This is a genomic window from Paenibacillus sp. MAHUQ-63 (genome assembly GCF_028765165.1).
Classification (GTDB): Bacteria; Bacillota; Bacilli; order Paenibacillales; family NBRC-103111; genus Paenibacillus_E.
Genome location: NZ_JARADB010000001.1, coordinates 481196 through 496769 on the forward strand (window position 1 = coordinate 481196; position 15574 = coordinate 496769).

Annotated in this window: 13 protein-coding genes, 1 pseudogene and 1 riboswitch; of the genes and pseudogenes, 11 read left to right on the plus strand and 3 right to left on the minus strand. The window is 52.3% G+C overall.

Annotation, left to right across the window (positions count from 1 at the left end):
* Nucleotides 1-136: 136 nt before the first annotated feature.
* Nucleotides 137-1039: a carbohydrate ABC transporter permease gene (locus tag PUT07_RS02000; RefSeq protein WP_274466069.1), complete on the plus strand. Its 903-nt coding sequence runs from the start codon at nt 137-139 to the stop codon at nt 1037-1039.
* A gap of 18 nt (nt 1040-1057) precedes the next feature.
* On the plus strand, nt 1058-1945 hold the full coding sequence (locus tag PUT07_RS02005) for a carbohydrate ABC transporter permease (RefSeq protein WP_274466070.1): 888 nt from the start codon (nt 1058-1060) through the stop codon (nt 1943-1945).
* Nucleotides 1946-3382: 1437 nt separating this feature from the next.
* On the opposite strand, the gene PUT07_RS02010 is transcribed toward PUT07_RS02005, so the two are convergent.
* On the minus strand, nt 3383-5641 hold the full coding sequence (locus PUT07_RS02010; RefSeq protein ID WP_274466071.1) for an FAD-dependent oxidoreductase: 2259 nt from the start codon (nt 5639-5641) through the stop codon (nt 3383-3385).
* A 203-nt stretch (nt 5642-5844) separates the two neighbouring features.
* Here PUT07_RS02010 and PUT07_RS02015 point away from each other — a divergent pair, with 203 nt between their 5' ends.
* The 7 genes and pseudogenes from PUT07_RS02015 (at nt 5845) to htpG (ending at nt 13835) form a co-directional block, all read left to right on the plus strand.
* Nucleotides 5845-6615: a helix-turn-helix domain-containing protein gene (locus tag PUT07_RS02015; RefSeq protein WP_274466072.1), complete on the plus strand. Its 771-nt coding sequence runs from the start codon at nt 5845-5847 to the stop codon at nt 6613-6615.
* 27 nt (nt 6616-6642) lie between these two features.
* Nucleotides 6643-7158 (plus strand): annotated as a pseudogene (locus tag PUT07_RS02020) (TerD family protein); the annotation flags it as partial.
* A gap of 138 nt (nt 7159-7296) precedes the next feature.
* Nucleotides 7297-7911, plus strand: a complete 615-nt coding sequence (locus PUT07_RS02025; protein WP_274467429.1) for a vWA domain-containing protein — start codon at nt 7297-7299, stop codon at nt 7909-7911.
* Nucleotides 7912-7951: 40 nt separating this feature from the next.
* On the plus strand, nt 7952-8623 hold the full coding sequence (locus PUT07_RS02030; protein ID WP_274466073.1) for an NAD-dependent epimerase/dehydratase family protein: 672 nt from the start codon (nt 7952-7954) through the stop codon (nt 8621-8623).
* Nucleotides 8624-10131: 1508 nt separating this feature from the next.
* Nucleotides 10132-10584 carry a MarR family winged helix-turn-helix transcriptional regulator gene (locus tag PUT07_RS02035; RefSeq protein ID WP_274466074.1) on the plus strand — a complete coding sequence of 151 codons (453 nt, stop codon included), beginning with the start codon at nt 10132-10134 and terminating at the stop codon, nt 10582-10584.
* Nucleotides 10581-11780 carry an MFS transporter gene (locus tag PUT07_RS02040; protein WP_274466075.1) on the plus strand — a complete coding sequence of 400 codons (1200 nt, stop codon included), beginning with the start codon at nt 10581-10583 and terminating at the stop codon, nt 11778-11780. Before PUT07_RS02035 ends, PUT07_RS02040 begins: the two co-directional genes overlap by 4 nt.
* A 177-nt stretch (nt 11781-11957) precedes the next feature.
* On the plus strand, nt 11958-13835 hold the full coding sequence (htpG, locus tag PUT07_RS02045) for a molecular chaperone HtpG (RefSeq protein ID WP_274466076.1): 1878 nt from the start codon (nt 11958-11960) through the stop codon (nt 13833-13835).
* A gap of 55 nt (nt 13836-13890) precedes the next feature.
* Here htpG and PUT07_RS02050 read toward each other — a convergent pair whose 3' ends face one another.
* Nucleotides 13891-14070, minus strand: coding sequence for a hypothetical protein (locus tag PUT07_RS02050; RefSeq protein WP_274466078.1), 180 nt, complete (start codon nt 14068-14070; stop codon nt 13891-13893).
* A gap of 86 nt (nt 14071-14156) precedes the next feature.
* Nucleotides 14157-14255, plus strand: a riboswitch (cyclic di-GMP riboswitch).
* Between the two features lie 50 nt (nt 14256-14305).
* Between PUT07_RS02050 and PUT07_RS02055 the strand changes: the two genes are divergently transcribed.
* Nucleotides 14306-14494 carry a hypothetical protein gene (locus tag PUT07_RS02055; protein ID WP_274466079.1) on the plus strand — a complete coding sequence of 63 codons (189 nt, stop codon included), beginning with the start codon at nt 14306-14308 and terminating at the stop codon, nt 14492-14494.
* Between the two features lie 222 nt (nt 14495-14716).
* Here the strand turns inward: PUT07_RS02055 and nrdR are convergent, their stop codons facing one another.
* The gene (gene nrdR / locus PUT07_RS02060; RefSeq protein WP_274466081.1) at nt 14717-15196 is read right to left on the minus strand and encodes a transcriptional regulator NrdR; all 480 of its coding nucleotides are present in this window, start codon (nt 15194-15196) and stop codon (nt 14717-14719) included.
* A 117-nt stretch (nt 15197-15313) separates the two neighbouring features.
* Here nrdR and PUT07_RS02065 point away from each other — a divergent pair, with 117 nt between their 5' ends.
* Nucleotides 15314-15538 carry an alpha/beta-type small acid-soluble spore protein gene (locus PUT07_RS02065; RefSeq protein ID WP_274466082.1) on the plus strand — a complete coding sequence of 75 codons (225 nt, stop codon included), beginning with the start codon at nt 15314-15316 and terminating at the stop codon, nt 15536-15538.
* The last annotated feature ends 36 nt before the right edge of the window (nt 15539-15574 follow it).

Sequence of the window (15574 nt, forward strand, 5' to 3'; positions counted from 1 at the left end):
TGTCAAGCCTCCGGCATGATCATGCCGGAGGCTTTCTCAATCAAACTACAGAAACGTTCAATCTCATGCTATGTGCTTTCGATTCAAGCGTTGGTAAAGTTAGCCTTACATCTCAAACGAAAGGGTGAACTTGCCCATGAGACCATTTTGGCAAACCGCAAAATTCAGGGAAAACCTCGCAGGTTACCTGTTCATTTTGCCTAACCTCTCCGGGTATCTCATTTTTATTTTACTCCCGATCCTGTTCAGTCTTTATCTGGTATTCGTCGATTGGGAATATCTCAAAGGATTTGCCGGCATTTCGTGGGTCGGCTTTGACAATTTCAAAGCGCTTCTGGATGATCCCAAGTTGATCAAATCACTGCAGAACAATACCATTTTCACCGTGGTCAGCGTTCCCGCTTCGATCCTGTTCGGGCTCATTCTCGCCGTTATTTTGAATCAATATGTGTTTGCCAAAAACACGCTGCGCACGCTGATCTTCCTGCCGTACGTATCCTCCCTTGTCGCCGTCTCCGTCATATGGAGCATCATGTACCGCGCGTCGAACGGACCGATTAATCAGTTCCTGTTGTCCATCGGCATCGAACATCCGCCAGGCTGGCTATCCAGCCCGAAATCCGCGCTGTTCGCGATCATCATCATGTCGGTTTGGGTGACGATCGGCTATGCGATGGTCATATATTTGGCCGGCTTGCAAGGCATCTCCAAGGATTTGTATGAGGCCGCCGAAATCGACGGTGCGTCGAAGCTGCGGCAATTCATTCAGATCACGGTTCCGATGCTGACGCCTACGACATTCCTGATTGCCATCACGCTCATGATCTGGTCCTTTCAGGTATTCGGTCCCGTCGCCGTCATGACACAGGGAGGACCGATCGATTCGACGATGGTGCTCTCCTATCACATCTACCTGCTGGCATTCCGTTTCTACAAAATGGGCTACGCCGCAGCCGTATCATGGGTGCTCTTCACCATTATTTTCATCATTACGCTCATTCAGTGGCAAAGCCAGAAACGATGGCAGGATCACTTCTAAGAGGGAAGGGGATTTACGATGGACATAGAAACCGCTTATTCCGCGCAGACTGCACAGCGCAGATCGCGTGTGAGAAGCAAACCGCTTCCGCTGCTCGTCAAATCGCTCCTGACGGTTGTGATGGCGGGCTTCGCGCTGCTGATGATTCTGCCTTACGTCTGGATGCTCTCTACCTCCTTTAAGGTCAATGGCGAGGTATTCCAATATCCGATCGATTGGATACCGCAGACGTGGCATTTTGAGAATTACAAGCAGGTATGGGCCGGCCCCAATCCGTTCTATCTGTTTTACTTGAACTCCATCAAAATTACGGTCATCACCGTGCTCGGCAATCTGCTCACGAGCGCCATGGCGGGCTATGCCTTTGCCAAAATCCGCTTCAAGGGCCGTAATTTTCTGTTCCTGCTTTACCTGGCGACGATGATGATTCCGAACCAGGTGCTGCTCGTTCCGCGCTTCATTCTGTTCGATTCGCTTAAGCTGATTAATACGCACTATTCGCTCATCTTGCCCGGATTGTTCACCGTCTTCGGCACCTTCCTGATGCGGCAGTTCTTCAGCACGCTGCCCGTAGAGCTTCTCGAAGCCTCGCGCGTAGACGGAGCCGGCTACTGGCGCACCTTCTGGCAAATCTGCCTGCCGCTCACGAAGCCTGCGATCGTCACGCTGCTTATTCTGTCATTCACTTGGCATTGGAACGAATACGAAAGCCCGCTCATCTTCCTGCGCGACAAAGAGCTTTATACGATTCCACTCGGCCTGACCAGCTATGTCGAGGAATTCGGCACGAATTATGTCCTCACGATGGCGGCCTCCGTCTCGGCGCTGCTGCCTCTGCTCATCGTCGTCATCACTTGCCAGAAATGGGTTGTGGAGGGGTTTGCCAGCTCCGGATTGAAGGGGTAGGGCCCATTCGTTGACGGCAATCCGAGGGATGCGAGCCTTGTAGATGCTAAGCCTTCAATAGCCCCCTGTGCGAGGGAAATGAGATACGCTATTTCCGCACAATACGCCGAATTCACCATCGAAAGGGAAATTCGGTACCTTATTTGGTCTTCATGAGCCGGATTACGGCCTCTAACAGCCAAATAGCGTATCTCATTTCCCCGAAGGCGCACAAATGATCGCTTTTCACGGAAATAGCGCACCCTATTTCCTTCAACCCGTCACAAGGCAGTAATGGGTTGTGGAGTGGGTTTGCCAGTTCCGGATTGAAGGGGTAGGTGGCGGTGCGGCTGGGTTAGGTTGGGCTGGGCTGGGTTGGGAGCTGGTCCTGCCGCGCCAATTCATTGACGGTATCTCGAGGGATGCGCGCCTTGCGGATGTTAAGTCTCCACCCCCCCTAGGTGAAGGGAAATGAGATACGCTATTTCTGCACAATACGCCCATTTCGCTATCGAAAGGGAAATTCGGTACCTTATTTGGTCGTCACGAGCCGGATTACGGCCTCTAACTACCAAATAGCGTATCTCATTTCCCCGAAGGCGAACAAATGATCGCTTTCCAAGGAAATAGCGCACTCTATTTCCTTTAACCTTAGCCCGTCACAAGGCAGAAATGGGTTGTGGAGAGGGTGCCAGTTCCGGATTGAAGGGGTAGGTGGCGGTGCGGCTGGGTTGGGAGCTGGTCCTGCCGGGCCCATTCGTTGACGGTATCTCGAGGGATGCGCGCCTTGCGGATGTTAAGTCTCCACACCCCCCTAGGTGAAGGGAAATGAGATACGCTATTGCTGCACAATACGCCCATTTCGCTATCGAAAGGGAAATTCGGTACCTTATTTGGTCGTCACGAGCCGGATTACGGCCTCTAACTACCAAATAGCGTATCTCATTTCCCCCAAGGCGAACAAATGGTCGCTTTTCAAGGAAATAGCGCACCCTATTTCCTTCAACCCGTCACAAGGCAGAAATGGGTTGTGGAGGGGGTTTGCCAGTTCCGGATTGAAGGGGTAGGTGGCGGTGCGGCTGGGTTAGGTTGGGCTGGGCTGGGTCGGGCGCTGGTCCTGCCCCATTCGTTAACGGCAACCTAAGGGATGCGCGCCTTGCGGATGTTAAGCCTCCACAGCCCCCTAGGTGAGGGAAATGAGATACGCTATTGCTGCACAATACGCCGAATTCGCTATCGAAAGGGAAATTCGGTACCTTATTTGGTCGTCACGAGCCGGATTACGGCCTCTAAAAGCCAAATAGCGTATCTCATTTCCCCGAAGGCGCACAAATGGTCGCTTTTCACAGAAATAGCGCACCCTATTTCCTTAGCCCGTCACAAAGACCGGCAGCCGGGCAATCCCACAAGATAGGCATCGCTCCCAACGGCAGCGCCGCCCAGGATTGCTCACCGGTCTCACCCGTACACCCGCACCTCTATGACTTCGGCGCAAGGACTGCCGTTCGTCGACTCCACGACCAGTCGCAGCCGCCCGGTCTGAACGGTCCGCCGCAAGTCGTGCCGGCGCGTCCGCTTCCGGTTATTCGTCTCCCGGTGAAGCACCTGCCATTGCCCATCCACCAGCGCTTCAAGCCGGTAGTCCTTGGCAAGTTCCGGCATCACGTCGAAGGACGTTCTGAACGCATGCAGGTTAATTAGATCCTGATTCACATTATCGTTGAAGGTCACCTGCACTTGCGCGATGGCCACTTCCTCTGCCCACGACAGCTCCAGCCACTCCTCCCCGCCTGCAGCGAGCAGCGAAGGCTCCGACATCCACAGATGCGGCGTCCCGTAAGGACGTAAGTAACCGTCCGTCACCTTATCCGCCGAGAAGGCATGCGTAGCGCCTACAGCCCGGAAGCAGAGCGGCTTGCGGTCAAGGCCTCCTCGCATGCTCCACTCTACGACAGGCTGCTCCGGCTGGTGATCCTCCAGCTTCGGATCGACGACAGGCTGCTTGCCGCGCACGAACGCAAGGATACCCGTTTGCGGCTCATCCGCATGGTACACCGTCACATGCCGATTCGCCCGGACGATGACCACTGCGTTCTGCGCCTCATCCGGCCGCCAATGCAGCTCGAACGGAATCCACTGCAGTCTGCCGGCAGCCGCATGGGCTTCCGCCGACGCGATCCGGCGCTTCGGCACATAATTTTCCGCGCGTCCGGTATCCCACAGCTCGACGGCGATCGTCGTCGCTTCCTCGCTGTCGACCAGCAGCTCGAATCCGTTCAGCGCCGGCGCAACCGGGAACAGCACAGCGACGTCGGCATCCAGCCGCCTGGGCTCCACAGGCCGCTCCACGCACAGCTGCGTCAACGTGCTGGACGCCGTAATTTGCGCCCGGCGCGCCAGGTCCGACGTATCTTCGCTGCGCAGCCCGATGATCGAAGCATCCTGCCGCAGCAGCGTCTGCTGCAGCTCCTGCAGATGCTTCCGGTACAGCTCGCGCGGCGTCGCCTGCTTCTGCACGCACAGCGCTGCGCCCGTCCCCGCCGCTTCGCCGATGACCGCGCAGGTCGCCATAACGCGCGTCGTGCCGAAAGCGACATGCGAGGCGCTGATATTGCGGCCGGCCATCAGCATGTTGCTGACGTTGACCGAGTACAGCGAACGGAACGGGATATGATAGATTCCATCGGCGTGCAGATGCTTCGAGCCGCTTTCCGCCGAGTATACGCCCTGCGGCGGATGCAAATCTATCGACCACCCGCCAAAGGCGACGCGGTCATCGAACGGCTCCTGGGCCATAATGTCGTTTTGGTTCAGTACGTAATCACCGACAAAGCGCCGATACTCCCTTTTCCCAGGCAGAGCCCCCACCCACTCCAGCGTCATCTGCCCGGCGTCGAAGTTGCCCGAATTTTTGATATAATCCCATATCCCGTATATAACGGCCCATAACTCATCGCGAATCCGCTCATTCTCATGCACCGTGTCGAGCTCGCCGCCCCACTCGATCCACCAGTAGTGACAGCCCGAGTCGCCGCTGCGGATCACTCTTTTGATCGGAATGGACGTTGTCGTAATATCTTTGGCGAAGCTTGGCGGGTTGAATCTCACCGGATGGCCGGCATCTTTGGTATAAAATAAAATCGTGCTGCCGAGCGTTATGCGGTCCGCAATCTCAGGCGCCCACGCCTCGCCGTACTCCGTCCTCGCTTCCCGGCCGATCCGGTATTTCGCCCCGGCGAGAAAGCCGATGAGCCCGTCGCCCGTACAGTCGAGATAGATCTCGCTCGCGAAACGAATTTTCCGCTCGGACCCCATCATCCACCCCGTCACGCTGCGGATCGTCCGGTTCTCCTCGTCGCCGTCCGCCTCAACCTCATGCACATCCGTGTTGAGGAACAGCTGTATGTTACTCTCCGCACGCACCGCCTCCAGCACGGTCAGATCCCATAAATACGGATTGCCATCCATATTTTGATATTGATTCTCGACGAACAGCTCGCCCATGATACCCGTTTCCCGTGCATGGCGGTTGACCCCGTGCCCCGTTGCGCCGCATACCCATACCCGCACTTCGCTGGACGAATTGCCGCCCAGTACAGGCCGGTTTTGGACGAGCGCCACAGTCTGCCCCAGTCTGGCTGCGGCGATCGCCGCACAGACGCCCGATAAGCCGCCGCCGATGACGGTAATATCCGTTTTTACCAATTCCTCTTGCATTCGTTCCCACTCCCTTTGAACATGCGTTTTGATCTTATTTTAATGCACGGATAGCGCTTCAAACCATGCACGCAAGCATCATCCCCATATACAAAATTTCACGAACCGTCTTCCCCCGCCCAGGCCGTTCGCTTATGATACAGATAGCAAACAAAACGATGAAGAGCGAGGCGTGTGCCGTGCGAATACACGAGGAAATCTTAATGAAACCGTCTGTTCTGAGCCACGTATATTGGAAGGATAAGTCGGCCTTTCAGCTGCAAGAGGATACGAATGATTTCTGGGTGGTTTTTGCCGTGGAGGAAGGCAGCTTCGCCTACAAAATCGGTTCGCAGGAAGGAACGGCGTCCTTCGGTGATCTCGTGTTTTGCCCGCCTGGGGTCGCGTTTCGGAGAGCGGTGCTCCAGACCTTGTCTTTTCATGTCATCTTGCTGCGGTGGGACTCGGCAGACGACGGCATCCCGGCCGGCAAGGTCACGCTACACGATTTGCACCGGCTCACGTCCAGCTACACCTATTTGAGAAAATGGGCGGAGCTGGGCTCCGATGCATCCGCCGCGCTGCGCCACCATTTTATTATGGATATATGGATGCAGTTGGCTGAAGAGAAACATTCGGCGTACAGGAATCCAAGCACGCAGCATGGCACCAGAGACAGCCTCATCGAGAAAGCCGTGCAATATCTGCAGGAGCATGCCGCCGACCATTTTAGCCTGAAACGTCTCGCTAAAGAGCTGGGGCTTACCCAGGTGCAGTTTACCCGCCGGTTCAAAAAGTCAGCCGGTATGCCGCCGCTCGATTATCTCACTTCGCTCCGCCTGCAGAAGGTGCAGAAGCTGCTGCTCGAAAGCGACCTGACGCTGCAGCAAATTGCCGGCCAGTGCGGGTTCGAGAATGAATTCTACTTAAGCCGCGTGTTCAAAAAAAGAATGCACATCCCTCCTACCCAATACCGTAAGCTGCATCGCCTATAATTTACTTAAGTGAAGGAGTTGTGCGCTATGAACCTGACGAAGGGTCAAAAAATAGACATCACCAAAGGAAGAAGCCTATCCAAGCTTCAATTGCATTTTGGGTGGTCCACACCCGTTTCCGGCATGAGCGTCGACGCCGCCTGCTTCTTGTTGTCGGCTTCAGGCCGCTGCGAGCGGGATGAGGACTTTATTTTTTACGGTAACGCTGCGGGACTCCATGATGCCGTTACGCATCAGACGCTGAATGGACCGGATCGGGAAGCTATCCGCATCGAGCTTGCCGGCGTGCCGGAGCGCATCGCCAAAATCGCTTTCACCGTCACGATTCATGAAGGCGATCAGCATGGGTACAGCATGCAAGACATGAGCCAGCTCTATGTTCGATTGCTCGATGGGGATGGCGGCGAGGAGCTGTTCCGCTATGATTTGGGGCCGGATTTGACGAAAGAGACGGCGATTGTCGCCGGCGAGCTGTACAGGCATCAAGGCGAATGGAAATTCAGCGCTGTCGGAAGCGGCTTCTACGGCGGATTGGCCGCTCTGTGTACAAGCTTCGGTCTGGAGATTGAAGAGGACGCGGAGCCGGAGGTTGCGGCGGCGGCAGAGCTTGTGAAACCGCCTGTTTTATCGGCGATAGATTTGCGCAAAAAGACCGTCCAGGTCACTCTGGAGAAGAAGCAAATGACAGGAGTGATGGCGAGAGTCGGCTTAGTACTCGACATCTCCGGGTCGATGCGCACTTTGTACAAGAACGGCACCGTCCAGGAAGTGGTTGAACGCATCTTGACCGTTGCGTGCCAATTCGACGACAATGCGACGCTGGACATTTGGATTTACGACAATGAATTCAGCCGGCTGCCTTCGGCAACGGAGAGTGACTTTGAAGGGTATGTGCAAAAGCACGTGATGACGAATCAACGTATTCACAAATTTGGTTATAATAATGAACCGCCGGTCATGCTGGACGTCATCCGCAAATATACGGTGGAGGAAAGCTCGCCGCTCCCGGTTTTCATCGTTTTCATTAACGACGGCGGCGTCGTGAAGCCGATCAAGAAGGTGATCACGGAAGCAGCCGTTCAACCCATTTTCTGGCAATTCGTAGGGATCGGACATGCGGACTTCGAGGTGTTGAGGAAGCTGGACGAAATGGAAGGCCGGGTTGTCGACAATGCGAATTTTATACATATCGAGGATATAGCCCGGGTTTCGGACGAAGCGCTCTACGGGATGCTCTTGAACGAATTTCCGGTATGGTTGAAAGAAGCGGCGAAGCAGCGAATTATTCGGCCATGACCTGAAGCTGTCACTATCTATATCGAAAGGTGTGATGAACATGAACGTCCTTCTTTTCGGAGCGACCGGGATGGTCGGACAAAGCGTACTGCGCGAGTGTCTCCTTGAGCCCCAGGTGAACCGGGTCTTAACCGTCGGCCGCAGCTCTACGCGCCAGGTGCATCCTAAATTACATGAGCTCGTACATGCGAACCTTCTCGATCTGACCGCCCTCGAGCATAAGCTTACAGGCTATGATGCTTGTTTCTTCTGCTTGGGCGTATCGTCAGCAGGCATGAGCGAAGAGAAATATTCGGCGATTACGTATGATTTAACGCTCAGTGTCGCCAAAACATTGGTCCGGTTGAACCCGGATATGACATTTGTATATGTAACCGGCGCAGGCACCGACTCCTCCGAGAAAGGCCGCAGCATGTGGGCGCGGGTTAAGGGCAAGACCGAGAACGATCTGCTTAAGCTGCCGTTCCGGGCGGCGTACATGTTCAGGCCGGGAGGCATTCTCCCGCTGCATGGCGTCCGATCCAAAACCCGGCTGTATCAAGCGGTGTACACGGTCATGAAACCTTTCTACCCCTTGCTGGAAAAATGGTTTCCGAATGCCGTCACGACCTCCGAGAAGGTCGGCCGCGCCATGATTCATGTTGCCTTGCACGGTTATCACAAGCCGATTGTTGAGAGCAGCGATCTGAACAGCATGCGTACAGGGCAATAGAGCTGTAGATGCTACAGGAGAGTCCGCCGCTCACTCCGTAAAGCTCTAACGGACACAGCGGCCGTTATATGCACCTTTTACGCACCGTGCCGCGGCTATCGGACACCAGAGACCTTATTTGCTGATTTGCGGGCAATATCCAGTCCCAATGAACAAAATAACGTCGCTGGTGTCCGTTACATGTTGAAAGAGGCCCTTATTCATCGAATAGGGGCCTCTCTGTCCGTTAGCGGGCAGCGAGGCGTGATGACGTCTATGATTGCGTTTGCGTTTGCGTCTGTTCGCCGGCTTTGCCCCGCTGCCTGCCTAGCAAGCCGAACGCAAAAGCTGGAATTCCGCTTGCAGTAGGCAGTGTCATCCCTTTTTCAGAGCACGGATATGGCTCCACGTCACGTTCCCGCTGATTCTGTATGAAAAACCATATAGAAAAGCTTCAAAAATGATCAAAACGATAAATGTATATGAAATATCAAATACAATTTGCTTTTTTCCGCTTATTCTCAATACTGTATTCGAAAAATCATACAGATCAACGATAAGGCAAGATGCTTATCCACGAGCGATCAATCAATTAATCAATCTGCTCTGCTGGTGTGCCGATTGTTGGTGCTTGCTACTTGTTGGACTGCCGGGGTTGGGTACTGCTTGGGGCTGACGGGGTGCTCGGTGCTACTTGGGACTGATTGCTGCTGATTGATACCGTTTGCTCCTTAACACTAATCGTTGATTCTGTTGCCGCTTGTTGCTGCTAGTTGGAACTGGACGGTGGTGCTTGTGGTGCTTGCGGTGCTTGTGCTGCTTGTTACTACTTGTTGCTACTGGCCGGGGCTGGGTACTGCTTGGGGCTGCCGGGGCTCGCTGCTGATTGATACCGTTTGCTCCTTAACACTAATCGTTGATTCTGTTGCCGCTTGTTGCTACTAGTTGGAACTGGACGGTGGTGCTTGCGGTGCTTGCGGTGCTTGCGGTGCTTGTGCCGCTTGTTACGCTTGTTGCTACTGACCGGGGCTCGCTGCTGCTTGGGCTGGTCCCCCTTGCTCATCCCCCACAACAGAACAACAGAAAAAGGACTCCTCGCGGAGTCCTCTTCGACGGTGACGGATTGATGGTACTTTTGCCATGAACCTTAGGCTCGGTTAACTACCTCATCACAATCTCAGTAGTACTAGACCACTTGAACAGTTCTGCGGCACATCTCCTCGCTTCTAGGTAGATTCAATAACAACTTCCCTGGTATTTACGCCTGCATGATAATATGCGACACAACACCTCTCTGAATCACCGTCGAAAATTAGTATGTCCGATATGAAAGCAACTATACAGTCAGCCGTAAAAATTTAGGCGGCGGATATCCCGAATTAGCCTCGGCTATCGTGGCATGCTAACATTCTGTGACCTGGACCCGATCCGATCCAATCCAATCCGCCCCGCTTCCGCGATAACCATTGACGAAAATAGTTGCCAATAATATAATTGCTATAGCAACTAAATTTGAAAGGAGGCTTCCCATGCAACTGGATCATTCCTTGGGATTCATTCTCAACCATGCCGGCCGGCGAATGACACAGCTGTTAAGTCTGCATTTCCAGCCTTACGATATGACGACAGAGCAGTGGGTCGTGCTCCATCGCCTGGCTTGCGAGGACGGGATCTCCCAGAAGACGCTCGCCATCCGCGCGGAGAAGGACCAGACGAATATTACCCGCATTCTCGACCAATTGGAGCGCAAGGGCTTGGTTGAACGCAAAGCCAACGAGAATGACCGCAGGTCGTTTCTGACGTTCATTACCGACCAAGGCAGAGCCATGAACGATAAGCTCAACCCCATCGAGCAGCAAGTCATCGCATCGCTGCTAACCGGCTTTACGGAGGAGCAGGTGTCCCTGCTAAGGGAACTGCTGCTCAAGATCACCGAAGCGGCCAATACACGCGTGAAAGAAGTGGAGGATACACCATCATGAACGATGATCAGAAATTGTGGAACCGCGATTTTGTTGCTGTATGTCTCAGCAGCTTTTTTTTATTTATGACTTTTTATATTTTGGCCGTAACGCTGCCCATTTTCGTCACCGATACGCTGCACGGCGGACAGCAGCAGATCGGGCTTGTCATGACGGTCTTCATTATATCTACCGTTATTTTACGGCCGTTGACAGGCAAATGGATGGACGAGTGGAACAGGAAGAAAATCATTTCGTTTGCCCTGATTGTATTTATGATATGCACGGCCTTATACCCGCTTATTCATCAGTATGAACTGCTGCTCGGACTGCGCTTTCTGCACGGCATCGGCTTCGGCATGGCGACAACGGCCGCCGGAGCGGTTGCCGTCGAGCTTGTGCCTGACCGGCGCAAGGGGGAAGGAGTCGGCTATTTCTCGCTTTTCATGAGCCTAGCCATGGTCGTCGGCCCATTCCTCGGCCTCTCCATCATGCAGACTCATAATAATACGCTGCTGTTCAGCGTGTGCATCGGCTTCTCCGTCTTGTCTCTCCTGTTCGGATTGTCGCTGCGCATTCCGCAGCGGGTCGTACAAGCCGCGGCACAACCGGAGAAGGGTTGGAGGAAGTTCATCGAGCCGCGTTCTATCCCAATCTCATTAACGGGAAGCGTGCTCGCCTTCTCTTACGGAGCGATCACGACGTTTCTGTCCGTTTATGCCAAAGCGAACGGTTTGGAAAGCTATGCAAGTTACTTTTTCATGGTGTTCGCCTTGATGATCGTCATTTCCAGACCTTTCACCGGCAAATGGTTCGACCGCTCAGGTCCCAACGGCTTGGTGTATCCGGGAGTCGTGCTGTTCACCGTCGGGATGATCGTCCTCAGCCTGATGTCTTCGCCCGTACCGTTCCTGATTGCCGGCGGTTTGCTCGGACTCGGCTTCGGGGCGATGCTTCCGAGCTTCCAGACGATCGCCATTCAAGCGGCGCCGCCGCATCGCAGAGGTCTTGCCACAGGCACGTACTTCCTGCTCTTCGACTCCGGCTACGGCATCGGCTCTTATGTGCTCGGAGTTGTTGCATCCAAATCCAACTATCACACGATGTATTTGGTAGCCGGTATCGTGGTAGCCTGCTCGTCTATCTTGTACTACGTGCTTCACCATCGTAGAGCTGCGGCATCGACGAAGACAAGCGCTATTCCAGCCATGAAGTAAAAGCAACAAGCCGTTTCCGCGAGCACATCGGCGTGCAGCTGCGGGACGGCTTGTTTTATATGCAGCGAATCATTGACTTTAAATGACAGGGATGTTATAAAAATAATGTGTAGCACTCAAGACTAGAGAGTGCTAATATCTGAAATCTTCGTTACATATTCGAAAGGAGATCTATCTGTGGAAAAGAAACAATTTCAAGCTGAATCCAAACGTCTACTCGAAATGATGATTAACTCCATTTATACGCAACGAGAGATCTTTTTAAGAGAGCTCATCTCCAACTCCAGCGATGCAATCGATAAAATTTATTACAAAGCGCTAACGGACGATTCATTGGTCTTTGACAAAGACAGCTATTTTATTAAAGTGATCCCGGACAAAGCAAACCGGACGCTGACCATTCGCGATACCGGTATCGGGATGACCAAAGAAGAGCTGGAAAATAATCTCGGCGTCATTGCGAAGAGCGGATCGCTGGCGTTCAAGAAAGAGAACGAAGCCAAAGACGGCCATAATATTATCGGCCAATTCGGCGTAGGCTTCTATTCCGCCTTCATGGTAGCCGATGTGGTTACGGTAACGAGCAAAGCGCTTGGCAGCGATACGGCCTACAAATGGGAGTCCACCGGCGCAGACGGCTACACGATTGAACCGGCTGAGAAAGATGCCGTGGGCACGGAAATCGTCCTCGCCATCAAAGCGAATACGGAAGACGACAACTACGACGAATACCTGGATGAATACCGCTTGAAAGCGATCATCAAGAAGTATTCGGATTTCATCCGCTACCCGATCAAGATGGACGTTGCCGGCAAAAGGCTGAAAGAAGGCACGGAGAACGAGTTCGAGGACTACTCGGAAGAGCAGCAGCTGAACAGCATGGTGCCGATCTGGAGAAAAAACAAGAGCGAATTGACGCCTGAGGATTACGAGAAATTTTATCACGAGAAGCATTACGGCTTCGACAAGCCGCTGAAACATATTCACGTAAGCGCGGACGGCGCGGTCGTGTATCAGGCCATTCTTTTCATTCCGGAGAATATGCCTTTCGACTACTATTCCAAAGAGTATGAGAAAGGTTTGGAGCTCTATGCCAACGGCGTTCTCATCATGAACAAATGCGCAGACCTGCTTCCGGACTATTTCAGCTTCGTGAAAGGGATGGTCGATTCCGAGAGCCTGTCCTTGAACATTTCCCGGGAGATGCTGCAGCATGACCGTCAATTGAAGCTCATCGCCAAGAATATTCAAAGTAAAATCAAGAGCCAGCTGCAAGCCATGCTCAAAGACGAGAGAGAGAAGTACGAGCTCTTCTACAAATCGTTCGGCCGCCAGTTGAAATTCGGCGTATACAGCGATTACGGAACCCACAAAGAGGTTCTGCAAGATCTGCTCATGTTCCACTCCTCCAAGGAGAAAAAGCTTGTCACGCTGGACGAGTACATCGCCAGAATGCCGGAAGACCAGAAGTATATCTACTACGCTTCGGGCGAGTCCATGGAGCGCATCGACAAGCTTCCACAAACGGAGCTCGTGACGGACAAAGGCTATGAAATTCTGTACTTCACGGACGATATCGATGAGTTCGCGATCAAAATGATCATGACGTACAAGGAGAAAGAATTCAAATCCGTATCCAGCGGCGATCTGGGGATCGAAGCGGATGACAAAGCGGAGAACGAAGCCGATCAGAACGACAACAAAGAGCTTTTCGATTATATGACTAGCCTGCTGTCCGGCAAGGTTTCCAGTGTGAAAGCTTCCAAACGTCTCAAGAAGCACCCGGTTTGCTTATCCACGGAAGGCGACGTGACGATTGAGATGGAGAAAATCTTGAATGCTATGCCGAACAATCCGAATGTGAAGGCGGAGAAAGTACTGGAGATCAACGTAAACCATGAAGTCTTCGGTTCGTTGAAAGATGCCTTTGGTCAAGATAAAGAGAAGCTTAACCTGTATACGGCTCTCTTATACAACCAAGCGCTCTTGATCGAAGGTCTGCCGCTGCAAGATCCTGTTGAATTCACGAACGATATTTGCAAAATCATGGTGTAACCCCCAGAAGCCATATGAAGCCCTGTCACCGGAACCGGTAGCAGGGCTTCTTTGATTAAGTCAGATCTTCCAATTCCAGGAGATGCGCGGATCTATGCTCACTTCCCTTATTAGAGTCAGTGCCATCATACACATAGGCTAACAAACGGTCCTGATCGATTCCGAGAGAACGAGCCACTTTCACGATGTCGAGTTCATAAGGGAAACCTGGAATTGGATTGGATTTGACGGACATATTCTTCTACCATCCTTCGAATAAATGTAATAAATCAGAACATTGCGCTTAAAAATATGATATAGTTTTGTTACAAGCATGAATCGGTACGACAAAGGCAAAACCATTGAAAAGTGGTGACGCAAAGCTATAGGGACTAAATTGGCCATATTGCATCATGTCCAAAATGTCAGCCAGCTGCCAGAAGCGCCTCCGTCCGATTCGTGTAGAATGACCAAAGGAGGAGTTAAATAGAATGGGGAAAATTGTTTTAGACGGTAGCATGAGCTTGGATGTTGAGCACTTGATTGCTAATTTGCATCTGCCGGAAAATGATATTTTGAATATGTTCTCCTTTAAGTTCAATAACAATGTGTTATCCGTTGAGGAGTCGATTCGGTTTATTCATTTTCTAAGAAGCGAACTGGACAAACGTACCCAATAACAGCATTATGCATGAACACGCACAAAAATGCAGTCGGTTGATGTCTATAGAATTTTTTTTTTTGATAAGGTCACAAATCGCGTATTGATGCGGTTTATCTTCCCTAACAGCCCAAGACAGCGGAAATGCTCCGCTGTCTTTTTATTATTTTTTGTCAGATTTAAGGTTTAAAGTTTAGCATAAAAAAGCCGGTCAGACTCCCATGAGTCAGACCGGCTTATCTTATTTATCCCGGAGAAGACCGGGGTCATGCTTGCCCAATATTTGTGTGAGCTCTTTGAGAAACATATTGATGTCTTTGAACTGCCGGTAGACGGAGGCGAAGCGAATGTACGCCACTTCATCGACCGGGTACAGCTGCTCCATCACAATTTCCCCGATGTGCAGGCTGTCTACTTCCGCGTGTGCGGTCGTCCGAAGCTGCATTTCGACCTCGGATACGAGCATTTCCAGCCTTTCCATCGAAACCGGACGCTTCTCGCAAGCTCGAATCAAGCCTCTCAGTACTTTCTCTCGACTAAATTCTTCCCGGCTTCCATCCTTCTTAATCACGATAAGCGGCGTTTCTTCCACCATCTCGAAGGTTGTGAATCTGCGCGCGCATTTCTCGCATTCGCGGCGGCGGCGGATCGATTTATTCTCATTCGCCGAACGGGAATCAAGCACCTTCGTACCGGAATAATCACAGAATGGACACTTCATTCGCTCTTCTCTCCTTTCTCTTCTTCTATGTAATGATCTATTACCATATGTTACAAGTCATGAACTCCGGAGAAGTGCGCACAATACTAGTACCAACCGACAAGGAGGTGAACAGACATGGGCGCAGGCAGCAACAGCAATAGCAACACTCTAGTTGTTCCTCAAGCTAACGCAGCACTGGATCAGTTGAAATACGAAGTGGCTCAAGAACTGGGTATCGCTATCCCACAAGATGGATACTACGGTAACATGGCTACTCGTGATACTGGTGCCATCGGTGGTCACATTACTCGTCGCCTGGTACAAATCGCAGAACAATCTTTGGCTGGTCAATTCAAGTAATCTTGAAGAGTTAGCCGGGTGACTGCACAACAGGAA